The sequence below is a fragment of the Pseudomonas sp. 2024-210 genome (assembly GCF_045062345.1).
Classification (GTDB): Bacteria; Pseudomonadota; Gammaproteobacteria; order Pseudomonadales; family Pseudomonadaceae; genus Aquipseudomonas.
In genome coordinates this window covers 198,748-212,538 of record NZ_JBJGEJ010000004.1, presented here as the reverse complement: position 1 = coordinate 212,538, position 13,791 = coordinate 198,748, and the positions used below count along the sequence as shown (strand labels likewise).

The 13,791-nt window shown below is 56.6% G+C and carries 13 protein-coding genes and 1 pseudogene; 2 read left to right on the top strand and 12 right to left on the bottom strand.

Features of this window, described 5'->3' with window-relative positions:
- Nucleotides 1-5: 5 nt before the first annotated feature.
- Together ACI7MX_RS07910 and ACI7MX_RS07905 are read left to right on the top strand one after the other, a co-directional pair.
- Complete coding sequence (locus ACI7MX_RS07910; protein ID WP_405588301.1) at nt 6-1,061, top strand: DUF4435 domain-containing protein; 1,056 nt, start codon at nt 6-8, stop codon at nt 1,059-1,061.
- Between the two features lie 1,416 nt (nt 1,062-2,477).
- On the top strand, nt 2,478-2,834 hold the full coding sequence (locus ACI7MX_RS07905; RefSeq protein ID WP_405588299.1) for a hypothetical protein: 357 nt from the start codon (nt 2,478-2,480) through the stop codon (nt 2,832-2,834).
- A gap of 139 nt (nt 2,835-2,973) precedes the next feature.
- Here the strand turns inward: ACI7MX_RS07905 and ACI7MX_RS07900 are convergent, their stop codons facing one another.
- The 12 genes and pseudogenes from ACI7MX_RS07900 to ACI7MX_RS07845 form a co-directional block, all read right to left on the bottom strand.
- The gene (locus tag ACI7MX_RS07900; protein WP_405588296.1) at nt 2,974-3,945 is read right to left on the bottom strand and encodes a hypothetical protein; all 972 of its coding nucleotides are present in this window, start codon (nt 3,943-3,945) and stop codon (nt 2,974-2,976) included.
- The gene (locus ACI7MX_RS07895; protein ID WP_405588293.1) at nt 3,918-4,622 is read right to left on the bottom strand and encodes a hypothetical protein; all 705 of its coding nucleotides are present in this window, start codon (nt 4,620-4,622) and stop codon (nt 3,918-3,920) included. The genes ACI7MX_RS07900 and ACI7MX_RS07895 overlap by 28 nt, the downstream gene beginning before the upstream one ends.
- Nucleotides 4,619-5,176 carry a DNA-binding protein gene (locus ACI7MX_RS07890; RefSeq protein ID WP_405588290.1) on the bottom strand — a complete coding sequence of 186 codons (558 nt, stop codon included), beginning with the start codon at nt 5,174-5,176 and terminating at the stop codon, nt 4,619-4,621. The genes ACI7MX_RS07895 and ACI7MX_RS07890 overlap by 4 nt, the downstream gene beginning before the upstream one ends.
- Nucleotides 5,173-6,097 (bottom strand): annotated as a pseudogene (locus ACI7MX_RS07885) (hypothetical protein). The gene ACI7MX_RS07890 and the pseudogene ACI7MX_RS07885 overlap by 4 nt, the downstream one beginning before the upstream one ends.
- Nucleotides 6,094-6,663: a hypothetical protein gene (locus tag ACI7MX_RS07880; protein ID WP_405588288.1), complete on the bottom strand. Its 570-nt coding sequence runs from the start codon at nt 6,661-6,663 to the stop codon at nt 6,094-6,096. Before ACI7MX_RS07880 ends, ACI7MX_RS07885 begins: the two are co-directional and overlap by 4 nt.
- A 2-nt stretch (nt 6,664-6,665) precedes the next feature.
- Nucleotides 6,666-9,059, bottom strand: coding sequence for a phage tail protein (locus ACI7MX_RS07875; protein WP_405588285.1), 2,394 nt, complete (start codon nt 9,057-9,059; stop codon nt 6,666-6,668).
- A 9-nt stretch (nt 9,060-9,068) separates the two neighbouring features.
- Entirely contained in the window at nt 9,069-9,593 is a 525-nt protein-coding gene (locus tag ACI7MX_RS07870; protein ID WP_405588282.1) for a phage tail protein, read from the bottom strand.
- Nucleotides 9,590-10,762: a baseplate J/gp47 family protein gene (locus ACI7MX_RS07865; RefSeq protein WP_405588279.1), complete on the bottom strand. Its 1,173-nt coding sequence runs from the start codon at nt 10,760-10,762 to the stop codon at nt 9,590-9,592. Before ACI7MX_RS07865 ends, ACI7MX_RS07870 begins: the two co-directional genes overlap by 4 nt.
- Nucleotides 10,759-11,076 carry a DUF2590 family protein gene (locus ACI7MX_RS07860; protein WP_146386000.1) on the bottom strand — a complete coding sequence of 106 codons (318 nt, stop codon included), beginning with the start codon at nt 11,074-11,076 and terminating at the stop codon, nt 10,759-10,761. Before ACI7MX_RS07860 ends, ACI7MX_RS07865 begins: the two co-directional genes overlap by 4 nt.
- The gene (locus ACI7MX_RS07855; protein WP_405588276.1) at nt 11,073-13,298 is read right to left on the bottom strand and encodes a phage tail tape measure protein; all 2,226 of its coding nucleotides are present in this window, start codon (nt 13,296-13,298) and stop codon (nt 11,073-11,075) included. Before ACI7MX_RS07855 ends, ACI7MX_RS07860 begins: the two co-directional genes overlap by 4 nt.
- A gap of 6 nt (nt 13,299-13,304) precedes the next feature.
- Nucleotides 13,305-13,448 carry a DUF6890 family protein gene (locus ACI7MX_RS07850; protein ID WP_371928855.1) on the bottom strand — a complete coding sequence of 48 codons (144 nt, stop codon included), beginning with the start codon at nt 13,446-13,448 and terminating at the stop codon, nt 13,305-13,307.
- A gap of 20 nt (nt 13,449-13,468) precedes the next feature.
- On the bottom strand, nt 13,469-13,756 hold the full coding sequence (locus ACI7MX_RS07845) for a putative phage tail assembly chaperone (protein WP_153433166.1): 288 nt from the start codon (nt 13,754-13,756) through the stop codon (nt 13,469-13,471).
- Nucleotides 13,757-13,791 lie beyond the last annotated feature (35 nt).

The window sequence follows — 13,791 nt, the reverse complement described above, 5'->3', positions numbered from 1 at the left end:
AAATCATGGAAGAATTTGGTTTTTGTATCGACTCGGAATACATTGAGGCGCAATCATTATTTGACGAACATCCTGAAACAACGCCAAAGGAAGTCATAGTCTGGACCGAGTCAGAAGATGACATACGCCTATGGATGCAAGTGTTCGTAGACAATGAAGAATTTACTTTTACATTCTTTCCTGCAAACAAATTTAAAACTGCGGACGGCACCTCCAGCAACGGCTGCAGCAGACTAATCAAACTATACGACTCTAAAGATATAGTGCCAGGCAAACAGAATATTATTTGCCTAGATAGCGATTATAAATTTGTTGCCAAACAAAGTGCTGATTACAATGGGAGAGATTATTACACCCCGCACTTTTATTGGACCTACGTACACTCAAAAGAGCATATCTTTCTAGATTGCGACCTTGTAGATGATATTGTTTCGCACTCTACTTGCACACCGCCAACCAAACTTAAACAGCACACAAATGAAATCTATAGCGCTATAGCCCAGCAAATTTATTCACCTCTAAGCTCAATAATTTTTTTAATGTCGTTGAACTTTGACAGACTCACCGACGAAACCGAAGATTTCAAAGTAAGATTCCGCGATTCTCTATTTATTCTTCTGCTCCTAAGAAGAGGAATTCTCGACTTCACCTCATGCAAAATATGGAAATCCTTCTTGCTCGCCATGCAAGAACTTGACAACACCCTAACAAAGCATATTTCAGACGCAAATAAAACAACCAACCTATCAAGATTCCGTCAAAAACTCACAGACATTGGAATAACGTCTAACAACATATACCTATTCACAAGAGGGCACGACTGGGAGCCGGTAACAAAACACATTACCAAGTGCTACCTCGAGCTCATCCAAGAGCAAAAATTTCAAGAAATAAGATCGACATCAAAGCAGATTGAGAAGGACATTCAAGCAATTAGAAATAAGACCCCAAAACTCGAACAAGCTTTATTGAGTGTAATACCAAGAGTCGATAACTTTCCATTCTTCCAAGACACACTAAGAGAAGCTCGCTCTGTTTATGGCGATAAGTCTCAGCGTTAAAGCAGATGATTTAATGTAAAATTCTTCACGTTCAACCCCTCGGCTTTTAAGCGCGAGGGGGAGATACACCCACGTCTCGCACTCAGCCAACATGCCCAATCCTAAATTCATGTCTTTGGTGACAGTGTTAGCTCGACCAACATGTGCTGGTTTAACTTTGGTTGAACCACTCTCACCACCTCGCGCCCCTTCAGAAGGGCTAGGTCTAATAGCAACTCGTTCCCTTTTTCATAGAAAAAGCCAGAGTTCGCCCTCGGTTGAATACGGTCGATGGTGGTTTCTGGAAACAGACAGGGTCTCCATCCATCTGAGCTCCTGATGATTAATCGCCCCCTGTCTCAAATCATACGCCTGCCGTTTTCAGCTTCCCAAGCTGATAAAGAGGGTTCGATTCCCTTCACCCGCTCCACTATTTTCAAGGCATGTAGCTGTGTTCAGCCTTTACCGCATCCCATTGGGAGTCGTATTGGGCGACGTTTGATTAAATCAGTCGCAAGCAACCGAAAAGCCTGACCCCTACCGGCGTATAGGTGCCAATCCTAAAATCTGTGGGGGTTCGAAAAAAAGTAATATTAGTAATATCCTCTCCGAAAACCAGCGACAGCCCGCGTAGATCAGGGCCTCCAGAGCTTTTGAGGAGAGGCGATATTTAAGCGATAGGCAGGCGATATTATTACCTTTCTATGGAGCTATATTTTCATTCCTTAAAACTCAATGAATCCGGGGTTTGACGGAAATATTACTTTTCGTATCGCTTCATATTACCTTCCCTTGTAATACCGAAAGACCACTGAAACCGGGGCCTTCAGGCCCATTACCACCGCCGTATAGCTAATATCGCTCTTTTTGAAACGACCACCCTCCCCTTAAAAATCAATATCAATAAAACGACGTTTTTTCGTTTAGCCTGGATCAGTTGCATAAAGGGAAAGCTTATCGTTGATCGTATTCAGCTCTGTGAAAACCATCAAACACGGTACAGCCCCCGTCAGTCCTGGCCTGCAGTGAATTAAGTCTCTCCCCATACCCAGCCAGCCCCCGCCCAAATAAGATCGTGCGCGTTTCTGAAAATCCACCGAAACCAACGTTTTCAAAGTTTTCACCCAATGAAACCGGGGTTCCATCGCTACCCCGTCCGAGACCGTACTGAGAAGCACCGTGCAACCGTGCTGCCTTTCCCTTCAAAACTTTGCATTCTGTGCAATGGCCGATCCCCTGCAGAGCCCAACGGCCCGCCTTGGTTGCCGGTTCGTTTGCACTACATCCGGATTTGCACAAAAAAAGGACGCAAGGCCCGTCGGCGGGAGGGGGATAAGTGCTTTTTCTTAAGTTTTTTATTCTTGGCAGAGATTTTCCATTGACGTGATTGCGTATCCGTCAGATGTTCTGTTTTTTTGAATATCGAGGTTGTATCTGATGCTTTATGTCTATTCGAGCAAAACTGCACTCAAAATCCATACTGAACGGGATTTGATAGGGGAGCTTCGTGACAAGGCTGGAGACGAAGATATCGAAGGGGCGTTGCGTACTTGCGGGTACTTGAAAGAGATAACGATAGGTGACGAGGACTATGCCGAAATAGAGCTTTTTTTGGCACGTCCGGGAGAAGAGTTTGGAGCTGTCGCCCTAGTTAATTTTGGCGGAAGGATTGAGACCTATGCCATGGCGACGTTTCATGATGCACTCGACTTCCTGAAGGAGTACACCCCAACCATCAAGACAATCGTCGAATTGGCTGATCGGAAGATATTAGAAGAGCTCAAATATAAATAACTGCTTATGAACGAAAGAAAAATCCCACATTAGGAGTGGTTTTCTGCAAGCTCAGTTAGCAGCTGAGTTGCTTTCCTCGCATGGCACTGCAACGATCATCAGTCCATACACGGGAACGGTCAATACAAAGTACAGTACTTTAAAGAGTGACCGCTCCTAGCTTTGTCGAGAACAAGGCCGCTTTCACGGCATCTGCGGTGAAAGCGGCCGCATTACTTGGTACCGGCGTTGGCCCATGCGTATGCCCAGCCAGTTGCGTGTTCATCTGCTGTACCAGGTCGAGCAAATCACACACCACCTGGAACAGGTTCACGCTTTCAGATCCGATATGGTTCTTAGGCGCAACCAACCGCTGACTAACCCCCGCCACGCTCTTACGCAGCCCTTCGATACGTTCCTGCATATCCCCACCCACCGTGGCGTTATGCTTCTGCCCCACGACCAGGTTCAAGTCCCGGCCGGTGGCCTGATGCAGATCATCCACCGCCGCCAAGCTCGCAGACCCGCCAGACAGCAGTTTCAACGCGCCCAGCGCCTCTATTTTCTTGATCCCGCCCACTGACTCGGTTGAATGGTCGTCCACTGTCCTGGTGTGGTTCTGGAAGGTCTCAGTGTTATCCAACGCTACCACTTCGCGCTCGATCGCCTTGTCCTGGATCTTGCCGTCAGTTTGGCGCAGCCAATTGCCATCGGCATCGACCCGTTGCTGGCACGCTTCGCTGTGTTGCCAAACCTGATCCCCTTTCGGGACTTTGGGCATGCTCAGGCCGTGCGGGAGGATGGTCTGGATATAGGGCTTGTGCGGCAGGCCGTAAGCGAAGCACACGACCACTTGAGTGCCTTCTTCGGGAAAGGCATAGATGCCCATTTCTTCGCCGCCCGTGGGCAGCGGTAGCGGCACTCCGTCCAACATGGGTAGATCCGGATCCGGCTCGCCATCGGGCAACAGCACTTGAATATCCACGGCATAGCGCGGGCGGAAGTCGTCGCAGATCCCGGCGCCGCTGGGGGCATCGGCCACGGCCACGACCCGGGCAAAGCGCGGCAGGTGGTAACCGCCTGAGAGCTCGGGGAATTGTCGTTCTACGCTACGGCGGATTGCGTCGTCCATCGGATGGCCATCTGGTTGTCGACGAGGGCCACACTGGTGATGCGCTCGCCTTGGTTGATTGTTGCACCTGGTCGCAACCCGGGAAGGGCCGCGATCAGTGCGCTTTGATTGCCCTGGTAGCCGTCGAATAGCTCGGCAGGCAGTTGTAGCGGCGCTCGCACGCCAAAGAAGCTGTCGGCCCAACTGCCCACAAACACTTCCCCATCGCCTTGCTGCTGCCAGATAAAGTCGGGGATGTTGAACACGCGGGCCATACTGTCCATCGCTTGATAACCCGCCGCCAGGCTGTAGAAAAACGGGGCTTTTACACTGGCGTACGCTTGTGCCGGCACACGAAAACGCAGGCCGGTGTGTTGGCTGATTTCGGTCAGCACGGCGCGCAGATCCACGTGACGCAGGTTCAGCGGCAGCGCTTTGGCAAGGATCGCGGCCATCTCGCGGCAGAACAGCACCTGCTGCACGCTGTTGGCGGCGGTGCAGCGCTCGACGTAGCCAATGAAGTGGCGTTGCAACGTGCTCTCGTTGTAGCCGATGTCGAGTGTGACAAGCCCCCTCACGGGGGCAGCGGCTTGAATGGTGAACGTGGCCCGGCCCGGGCTTTTCAAGTCCAGCCGCACCTCGTCTTTGACCAAGGTCACCGGCTCGCCGTTGATGCTGAGGATCTTGTGCAGTTTCATGCGCCACTCACCCCGCCCAACCAGCCATCGACCTTTTTCAACGTGGCTTCAAAGCCTGTCAGTTGCTGCTCGCCTTCGGCCGAATCGGCGCCGGTACCGCCGCCACCACTTCCCACAGCCGCGCCCGGGCCCGATTGCGCCTTGACCCCATTGGCCGGGCGCCGCCCTTCGACTTTCTGCGGGTTGGAGACTTTTTCGCTCAAGGTGAACTGAATCCGCCAGGCACTGAGGGTGTCGTCTTCCCGGGCGCTGACGCCTTCGGAAAACTCCACCTGACGGATGCCGAACGCGCTCGCGGTGTCATTCACCACCCGATAAGTTTTGAGCTGGCCACCGCCCTCGGTGGCTTCGGCCATTCGCATCAGGTCGCGAAGTTGCACCTGGTCAACGTAGGGAATCATCATCGAAGCGGTCAGGGTCTTGGGCTTAAAACCCTTGTGCGCGGTTTCGGTGTTGCTGGTCTGGCCCGAAAGATCAGCGGCTTCAATGCGCATATTCGCGGTGATTTTCAGGTTCTTGCCGCGCACCTGTTCGCCATCGAGTAGTAGCGTCATAGGCCCACCAGTTCGCGCACAAAACTCAAGCCCTGTTCCGACCCCACCAGCAACACACCGGCACACAGCACCCACTCATGCCCCGGGGCTTCTTCCTTCAACAGATCCCTGCGCAAGTCGCTGGCTGTTCCCGGGCCGATCATCCGCGCGCGCAGGCTGCTGTCGGCATGGCCACCGGCGAGCAAGGCCTTAAGGTCGTTCAGTTGTTGGTCGCGTCCTTGCTGCTGCGCCACCTTGCGTTTGGCCAATGCCGCCAGATCGCTCATCGGTGAGCTGTCAGCCGCGTAGCTTTCCAGCACCGCCAGTTGGCCGGACATGGATTGTTTGGCGGCCTTGAGCAAGGTACAGCGCTCCAGCGGCAACGCCTGCCAGCGCGGCAATGTCCCGGCGCTGGGCAGTTCCCACTTTTCGGTTTCCAGTTTCGACAGGTGCCGCGCCCGGCGTTCGGCGCGCACCAGGTCAGGCATCGGCAGCAACGCATTGAACCGGGACAAGCTTTCGGCCAACTGGTCGAGACGAGTGGCCAGAAAACATCAAGCACAATGCGTACTGCGGCCCATCCGGGCGGCTGGCATCGCTGACATCCACCAGTTTGTTGGCCAGTTGCTGCACCAGGTTCGGCGCTGACAGAAAGCGCTGGTAGCCCGTGCCTTGGCCCACGCCGCTTTGAAACGGCGTCACCACCAGACAGGCCGGGGCTTCACCCATCTGCTGGGTCAGTGCCGATCGGCCCGCATCAATCGCGCCTTGGGCCGCCGCACCCACTGGCCCCGGGTTAGTACTGGTCATGCCGTCAAGCCCGCTCAAGCGCAGCGCCGTGCTGACCAACTCGCCGCTGGCCAGATCCTTAGCCGTGCTCAACTGGCCCATCCATTGGGTGGCTTGCTCGGGCCAGCGCAGGGTTACGGGTGCCCAGCTCATGAGATGGCCGCCCCCCAGTGAATGGCGTCGGCAGCCTTCAAGTCGTTGTTGGTCAGCGCTTGATCGAGTTGCTGTTTCAACTCATTGGCGTACACCAACAGCTTCATTTTGAATTGGTTGAAGTCCTCCCCCACTTGCCGCAATTGCTGGGCCGTGTGCAGGCGAAAGACCTTTTCACCCTGGGCATCACGGCAGGGATAGTGCATATCAATACCCAGCAAAATGGCCGCGTTCAGGTTTAACTGGTCATCCAGCTGACTGCTGTAGTCAGCGCGTGTGCCAATGGCGCTTGAAGTGAAGCCCGATGTGATGGCTTCTTCACAACGCTGATCAATGTCTTGGCGCGTACGCAATGTTTGCTGTTGCACGTTGAGCTTATAAGGCCGGAATTCCAGCAGGTTCTTGAGGTAGTACGGCTGCTGATCCTTGCGGTAATTCAACGAGCCGTCATAGATATTCTTCGCCACATCGACGGCTTCGTCCGGAATCGAATCCCCATGCAAAGCCGTTGTATAGCGGGTCAGAATCAGGCCATCGGCGGCCAGTAGAAAACAGAAACGGGCCATGTTTATTTCCCCAACGCCAAAATGAAGGCTTGGCCTTCGTAAGAGAAGGTAGCGCCCGCGTTCCACACAAACCGCGAGTTATCGACAACTTGGTGAACTATCCCGACGTTGTTACTGAAACCACCCACCGTGGTGGACATAAGACCGAACACCATCCCGAAGCACTCGGTTGGGAACGGCGTCGGGAAGTAGCGGTAGTCAGCGCTTGAAAGGCATTCGTTAGTGGTCGCCCATTGCAGCACCCAACCGCCCAGCCAGGTCGGTGCGGCAAAGTACCCGTTACGCCCGATCGACCAGGAGCAACCCCGGCGCAGTTTCTTGGGGGTGACGATGGTGCTGTCATCACCACCTGCATCGATTTGCGCGTCAGTGGCAATCCGGGCCACACCCAGATCGGCTGTGCTCGCGACCTGCGAGCTGTCCACGATCAAACCCTGCCCTTCAAAGCTAATCGGATTGGCGCCTGCCTTGGCCCGTCTCATCAACAACTGACCGTTACTCGCGGCGATTAAGATCGCAGGCAAGGCCGTGTTGTGACGCATCCAGGACGAACCGTCCCAGTAACAATTTTGCGACAGACAGGATTCGGTGATGGAACTCAAAAAACCAAACTGTCCCGCATGAATGTCCAGGCTGTTATTGGGCAGCGGGTTCAGGATTGGCACGGCGTCGGTGATGCCGTACTCCCTTAAAGTAGTGCCTTTGTTCGCCTTATTGCCCAATGTGGTGTTGATCGTGCCAATGTCTTTATTAATCTGGACTACAGCGTTATTGGTTTTGTCGATTGCTTTGTTGATCGGCGTTAGCAGCTCATCCACTTGCGTGTAGCTGTAAGTATTTCCGCTGTCCATGAGCGTGCCACCGTAACTCCAGACAATCGGGTTGGCCCCGGCGCTGACCTTGCGAATAGTGGCCCGACCGTCCGTGACGGCAACGCACACCGCCGGTTTGCTGGTGTCGTGGCGCATCCACTGGCTGTCAGCCCAGTAGCAGTTTTGGCACAAGCTGGACTCAAGAATCGAACTGACAAAAGCAAAATTGCCCGCGTGTAGATCCAGGCTGTTACTGGGCAGCGGATTCAGATTGGGCAGCGCATCGGTGATGCCATAGCCGCGCAACGTGGTGGCCTTGTCGGCTTTCGTGCCAAGCGCAAGGTTGAGCGCCGTCAGCAGCCGATCAATTTCAACGATGCTGTAGGTGTCGCTACTGTCACGAATGGACGCCGATGACGTCCAGGCAATCGGGTTGTCGCCCGGGCCTACCCGTTGCACGCGCAAACGCCCCCCGCCACCAATCAACACGACAGCAGGCTGGGTGATGTCGTGGCGCAACCAATCACCGCCATTCCAGTAGCAGTTCTGGCACACGTGGGTTTCATTTTCGGCAGAGACAAATGCGAATTTGCCCCCGTGCAAATCCAGACTGGTGCCCGGCAACGGATTGACGTTCTGAATGGCATCGGTGATGCCATAGTCTTTTAACGTCGTGCCCTTGTTGGCCTTTTTCTGCAACTCAGACTCAACCCAACTGCGCCCGGCGAAATGCTTCACCAGTGCATCGGTGATCGGCTGAGACTGGCGCGTATCGGTCAGGGTGTCGGAGTTGGGTATATCCGCCAACGGGACAACGTAATGGCGCACCCCGGCGCTGTCGGAGTAGTCCAGTAAAGGATCGCCAAAGGTGACGGCCCAACTGACCACGGCATCGCTCAGTTTTCGTTCAAGGTACACATTCAGCCAGGCTTTAGTGGGTAATGTGGCCGGGACTACCGGCGTAGCGGCCGCTGTAAATACCCGCAGGCCTTCAACGTAAGCAATGCCGGGCTTGAGTTGATAGCCCGCCCCAACCTTTTCCAGTTGCAGACCCGTACCGAAGAAGCACGCACGCCCGAACATGTCCCGATTACTCAGGCGCTCGCGCTCGTCGATGCTGTGCAGGCGCACGGTGAAGTCGTGCTGCCAAGTCTTGGCGTCGATGGTGATGCCAGTCAGCGCCTGGGCGCCGTCGAACACCACCAGAAAGTTGCGGGTCACGTTGTTGCCCAATTGTAACGGCGGGATGTTGCGGCGCTTTTGTTGCAATGGCACATAGGCCACGGCCAGCAACACGTTCTCGGCAGTTTCAAGGCCGATCCAGTTCCAGTCGAAGTCCCCGATTTCGCTGCCCATCATCAAGCTGTAAACCACCTGATTGGGGTTCACAAAGCCTTTTTGGGTCACGTCGTAGGTGGCCACAATCTGACCCGCCGGCGGCTTGGGCAAGGCACGGTTAACCGCACTATTGGGATCCAGCCCGGGCACGTTGGCCAACACAAAGCGGCTGACGATCAGGGATTGTTGTGCGCCGACTTTCTGCGCAATCAGGCTTTCGCCTGCAAGGGTAATGCTGGCACCCACGGGAGGCTCCTACAGGCTGGCAACCAGCGTTTGCTGGTCGTCGTTAAAGTCCACCGCGACGATGCGCAGCGATACAGGGGTAATGGTCACGAAGTCATAACGGCGGCAGGTGCGCCCGTACTGCTGGATCAGCACCCGCATCAGTTCCGGGTTTTGCGACAGTTGCGAGTCAGAGAGGCGCAGTAGCACCACATCCCAGTCCCGATCGGGCAAGCGCTCGTCGATCTCGACGTAACCCACGCCTAAGCGTTGCAGGATGCGTTTGAGGCCCGCCGTACTGCCCGCGTCCACGGCATTGATAAAGGCGAACTTGACCCGAAGCCGGTACAGGCTTTCGGGCTCGTCCTTGAAGCGGCTTATGTCGCGCTGCCAAGCCAGCAGATCGAGCACGGTCAGGTGGCAGGTTTCGGCGTCCATTTGCAGCAGGGGCCACTGCAACCAGCCTTCCACCTTGTCCCACCAGGACTGACCTGCGGCCTTGAGTTTGGTCAGCTGCGGGCCGTCCAGCCAGAAGGGTAAATTGAGCTTGATCATGCGAGCGTCACCACCAGGCTGTTGATACGGGGGATGCTCAGTTCGGAAATGATGTCGGCATTATCAAAGTGCAGCGACTCGATACCCGGGAACTGTTGGTGCAGCTCTTCGCCCAGACGGCTGAAAGAAAACCGCGACTGCGGGTACGTCAGGGTCGGCTGAAAGTCCGTGGCTGTGCTTTCACGGAACGCCGCTCGCACAAATAACGCCACGTCATCGCGCAGGCTGTCACGCTTTTCATTGCCGATCAGGGCGCGTGGCCACAGCGTCAGGCGGATGGCGTGCTGGGTTTCCGGCATGACCATCACCACCAGATCATCGCCGTGGCCATGGTTGCCCTGGTCACGGATATGGGCGTTGATTTGCTCCAGATAGGTTTCGGCCGGCACGTCGGCTTCGAACAACACATAGGCGTTGGCACTGCCCGGGCCACGGGGTGCGCCGTGCAGGAAATACACGCCGTCCGGACGTACGCCCGGGAAGGCCGAGATCATCGCCCGGTACACCGCGTCGGTGTGCCACTGGTTGACCGCCGAGAACTGATTGCGCACCCGCAAACGCAGTTGATCGTCGGGTTCTGGATCTGCCCCGGGAGCAATCAGCCAGCCGTCGGGGTTCACCACCTGAGCAATGCCCGCCAAGGGCACCGGCAAGATCGCGTAGTAACCCGGCGCCAAGTTATAGCCGCTGCCCTCTTCCTGCGCTTCGACCGGGATTTCGAGCTGCAACAGCCCATCGGCAAAGGTCGCGGGTGTGGTCGTGACCATCTGATAGATATGCCCATTGATGGCGGCGGACTGCACCACGATGCCCGCAGGCAGCTCCAGCGTCCCACCGGCCGCAATGCGCGTAAACAGCATCATGCCGGTGGCCTTGGTCGCGCCCTTGCGTTCGACGTTTACCGCCCAGGCCAGCATATCCAGCCAGGTATCCCCGGCCGTTTTGACAAAGAAGTTGGGCAACACGGTGTCGCTGATAAAACTGATCAACCACAGCACCGGCTTGGTCACCAGTGCGGTGATCAACCGCCAGAACGGCGAATAGGCGCTGGTGTTGCTCAACTTGCTGCCTTGCGCCGCGACTTCACTTTCCCACGCCTTGCGCAACCCGGCCTCGGTGGTCGGGATCCCGGCGTCTGTCAGCGCCTGTTTAAAATCTACCTCGCTCACACATACACCTCGATCGCGCCGAATTTAAGGGTCTTAGCCGTCACCAGGTACTTGCCCGAGTCATAGGGTTCAATCAACGCCGTGCCCGGTACCAGGCGCACATCGGCCTCCACCAGCAGCTCCAGTTGTTGAATGCAGTCGCGCTGACGCAGACGGCTGCGTTCGGCCACCAACGTCACCAACAAGCCGCTTTCGCGGATCATGTGCGCAATGTCCTGGGCGATACTGGCGCGGTCATCGATGAGCAACGGCTGACGCGACGGATCCAGCGACAGGTCGTTGTCCACAATCAGCAGGTCGATGTAGTCACTCATCCGCCCACCGCCATGCTCATCATGTTTTCAAGCTCCAGGGCGTTCATGGGTTTGGTGTTGGTGATGGTCAGGTTCTCTACATGGGTGCCCTTGTTCTGGGTCTGGTTGTTGTTCTGGATGCTGCTCAACAGCCCGCCCTTGGGCACGGCGTTGGGCCGCGACGGCGACAGGCTGCCCAGCGAACTGTTAAGGCGTTCCTGACTTTGCTCAGACTTAACCTGCGGCGGTGCTGCCATCACCAGTGCCGGGGCTTGGCGTGGCGGTTGTAGCGCATCGATCTGCGGGACTTTGGGGGTTTGAATCTGAGGCGCTGCCAGTAAAGACGGAACCAACGGTTGACTGGCCGCCATGACCAGCGGCGACGGTTGCGGCACCCGGTTCAACGGGGTCTGCATCTGCGTCAGCATGCTGGGGGCAGCTTGCGGCTGTTGCGCCATCACCAAGGGCGGCGCGGGCTGTGCCTGAATCTTCGACATGGCCAAATCGGGCACTTTCGGCGGAGCTGGCAAGTCGCCAAAGGCGGCATCGATCTGCACGCCCGGGATCTTGTTCAGCATCGCAATCAGGCCATTGATGGCACGTTTGAAAATGGTGGTAATCCCGTCCCATGCCGCCTTGGCCATGCCTGTCCAGCCGCCCATGGAGCTGAACCAGTCGCTCAAGCCTTTGAGCTGGTCACTGACCCACTGGAACGCCGCGCTGTTCATCAGCGCGCTTGTCCATTCATCCCAGTAGTAAACGGCCGCCGCCACGGCAGCAATCAGCGCAACCACGCCGACCACCACCCACACAATCGGGTTGGCCAGCAGTGCCGCGTTGACCAGCCAAATCGCGCCTTGCCACAGCAACATAGCGCCACGAACAAGGCCCATCCACGCGACCATGGCCGCCATGCTCAACACAAAAGTAGTGACCAAGACCACGTGCATCAGGAACATGGCGATACTGCGAAAACCCGTCCAGGTGAGGATTTTCCAGACGGTAATCATGCCCAGCCAGACCATTTTCCCCAGCCCCACCACCAGCGTCAGCGCCGACATGGCCACCGTAATGCCGAGGATGGTCAACGCCGCGATACTCACCACGCGGGTGATGTTGGGGAACAACTGCGACCAACGCGTCAGGGTCTGGGCAATGCCGGTCAGCTTGGCCATCAGCGGTTCAAGAATCGGCATCAACGCCTGACCGAAGGCAATGCGCAGCGCCTGCACAGCGGCGCCGAATTGCTGCCACGGATCGACCATGGCCCGGGCCATCTTGTCGGCGCTCTCCAGCCCGCGCACGTTGGCCAACTGCTCCATGCCGTTGCGCAGCCGCCCGGTGTCCTTGGCCAGTGCGCCAATCACCCGCGCCCCCTCGCCACCAAATGCATCGGTCAACGCAGTGCCAGCGGCAGCGGTGGTCAGGTCGCCAAACTTGCCTTGCAGCTTGTCCAGGATGTCGAGCATTGGCAGCAACTTGCCGTTCTGGTCGGTGAACTTCATCCCCAGCTTCTCGGAGCCAGCGCCGATGTTTTCAAACAGCGCCTTGTACATGCCCCCGGCGTCGCCACCTTCCATGGTGCTGCTCAGCGTACCGATCACCGCGAACTGCTCGGCCAGGTCGACACCCGCCGTGGTCGCGATCGCACCGACTTCATTGAACGCATCCTTGAGCTGGGCGCCGTCGGTGCGGAACAACTGCACCGCCAAGGCGGTTTGCCCGCCCATCTTCTCGACCCACTGGCTTTTACCCATGGCGTCGGCCTGATCTTTGAACAGGTTGTACATCGTGCCGACGTAAGCGCCCATGGTGTCGGCGTCGGTCTTGGTGGCCTTGGCCAACAGGTTGCTGGTGTTGGTGAACGTGGCCAGTTGGCTGCCGCTCAAGCCCTTGATCGCACCTTCAATGCTGTACGCCGAGGCCACAAAGTCGCGGGCGTTTTCACCGTAGGCCACCGAGAATTCCAGCGACTTGCGGTTCAGCGCATCCAGCGCGTCTTCGGCCACGCCCAGCGAACGGACTTCGCCCAGGGCGCGGTTCATTTCCAGCGCCGGTTCCAGTGACTGACTGATCGCAACGCCCGCACCCACCATGCCCGCAAGCCCAAGGCCCATAGTCTTGATGTTGTTCTGCCCCTGCTCGGCCAAGTCCGAAAAGCTGGTCTTGACCCGGCCCAAGGGCGCGGTGATCTTGTCGGTCAGGCTCAAGATAAAAGCTAGCCGGGCGCTGCGATCTGCCATGTGAATTTATCCGTTCAATGCGTAGGCAATGCCATTGGCCACGGCGATTTCCATCCTTCGCCAGTGCTCATCCTCCAGCCACTTGGCCGTCCCCATCACCTCGGCAGTGGGTTCGGCACCGGGCAGCCAGCGGTTGGCCAGGGCCACCAACTGGCCCAAGCCGTTTTCGCTTAGTCGTTCGGCGTGCTCGAGGGCTTTTTTACGGCGATCTCAACGTCAGGGCTGTATTCCTCCAGCAATGTGCCGGCCAGTTGCATGACCAGCACCGGGTTGGCCAGCAGCGGTTTCAGGGTGGCGCGCTGTTCCTGTTTAACCGTGCTGACCAGCAGGTTGTTGGCCGGGGCCACCTTGTTGGTTTGGGTCAAGGCGTTGAAGTACTTGGTTACGTCCTGCGGGGTCAGGTCGAAAGTGAATTCGGCTTCGCCTACTTCCAGGGTGATTTCGCGACGTTCAGACATGGGATGTTTTCCGTTCAGGTTTAAAAGTGGGTGAT

Excerpts from the sequence above, each read along its gene's own strand:
- ACI7MX_RS07910 (WP_405588301.1), top strand. The coding sequence starts at position 6 with ATGGAAGAATTTGGTTTTTGTATCGACTCGGAATACATTGAGGCGCAA.
- ACI7MX_RS07905 (WP_405588299.1), top strand. The coding sequence starts at position 2,478 with ATGCTTTATGTCTATTCGAGCAAAACTGCACTCAAAATCCATACTGAA.
- ACI7MX_RS07900 (WP_405588296.1), bottom strand. The coding sequence starts at position 3,945 with ATGGACGACGCAATCCGCCGTAGCGTAGAACGACAATTCCCCGAGCTC.
- ACI7MX_RS07895 (WP_405588293.1), bottom strand. The coding sequence starts at position 4,622 with ATGAAACTGCACAAGATCCTCAGCATCAACGGCGAGCCGGTGACCTTG.
- ACI7MX_RS07890 (WP_405588290.1), bottom strand. The coding sequence starts at position 5,176 with ATGACGCTACTACTCGATGGCGAACAGGTGCGCGGCAAGAACCTGAAA.
- ACI7MX_RS07880 (WP_405588288.1), bottom strand. The coding sequence starts at position 6,663 with ATGGCCCGTTTCTGTTTTCTACTGGCCGCCGATGGCCTGATTCTGACC.
- ACI7MX_RS07870 (WP_405588282.1), bottom strand. The coding sequence starts at position 9,593 with ATGATCAAGCTCAATTTACCCTTCTGGCTGGACGGCCCGCAGCTGACC.
- ACI7MX_RS07860 (WP_146386000.1), bottom strand. The coding sequence starts at position 11,076 with ATGAGTGACTACATCGACCTGCTGATTGTGGACAACGACCTGTCGCTG.
- ACI7MX_RS07855 (WP_405588276.1), bottom strand. The coding sequence starts at position 13,298 with ATGGCAGATCGCAGCGCCCGGCTAGCTTTTATCTTGAGCCTGACCGAC.
- ACI7MX_RS07845 (WP_153433166.1), bottom strand. The coding sequence starts at position 13,756 with ATGTCTGAACGTCGCGAAATCACCCTGGAAGTAGGCGAAGCCGAATTC.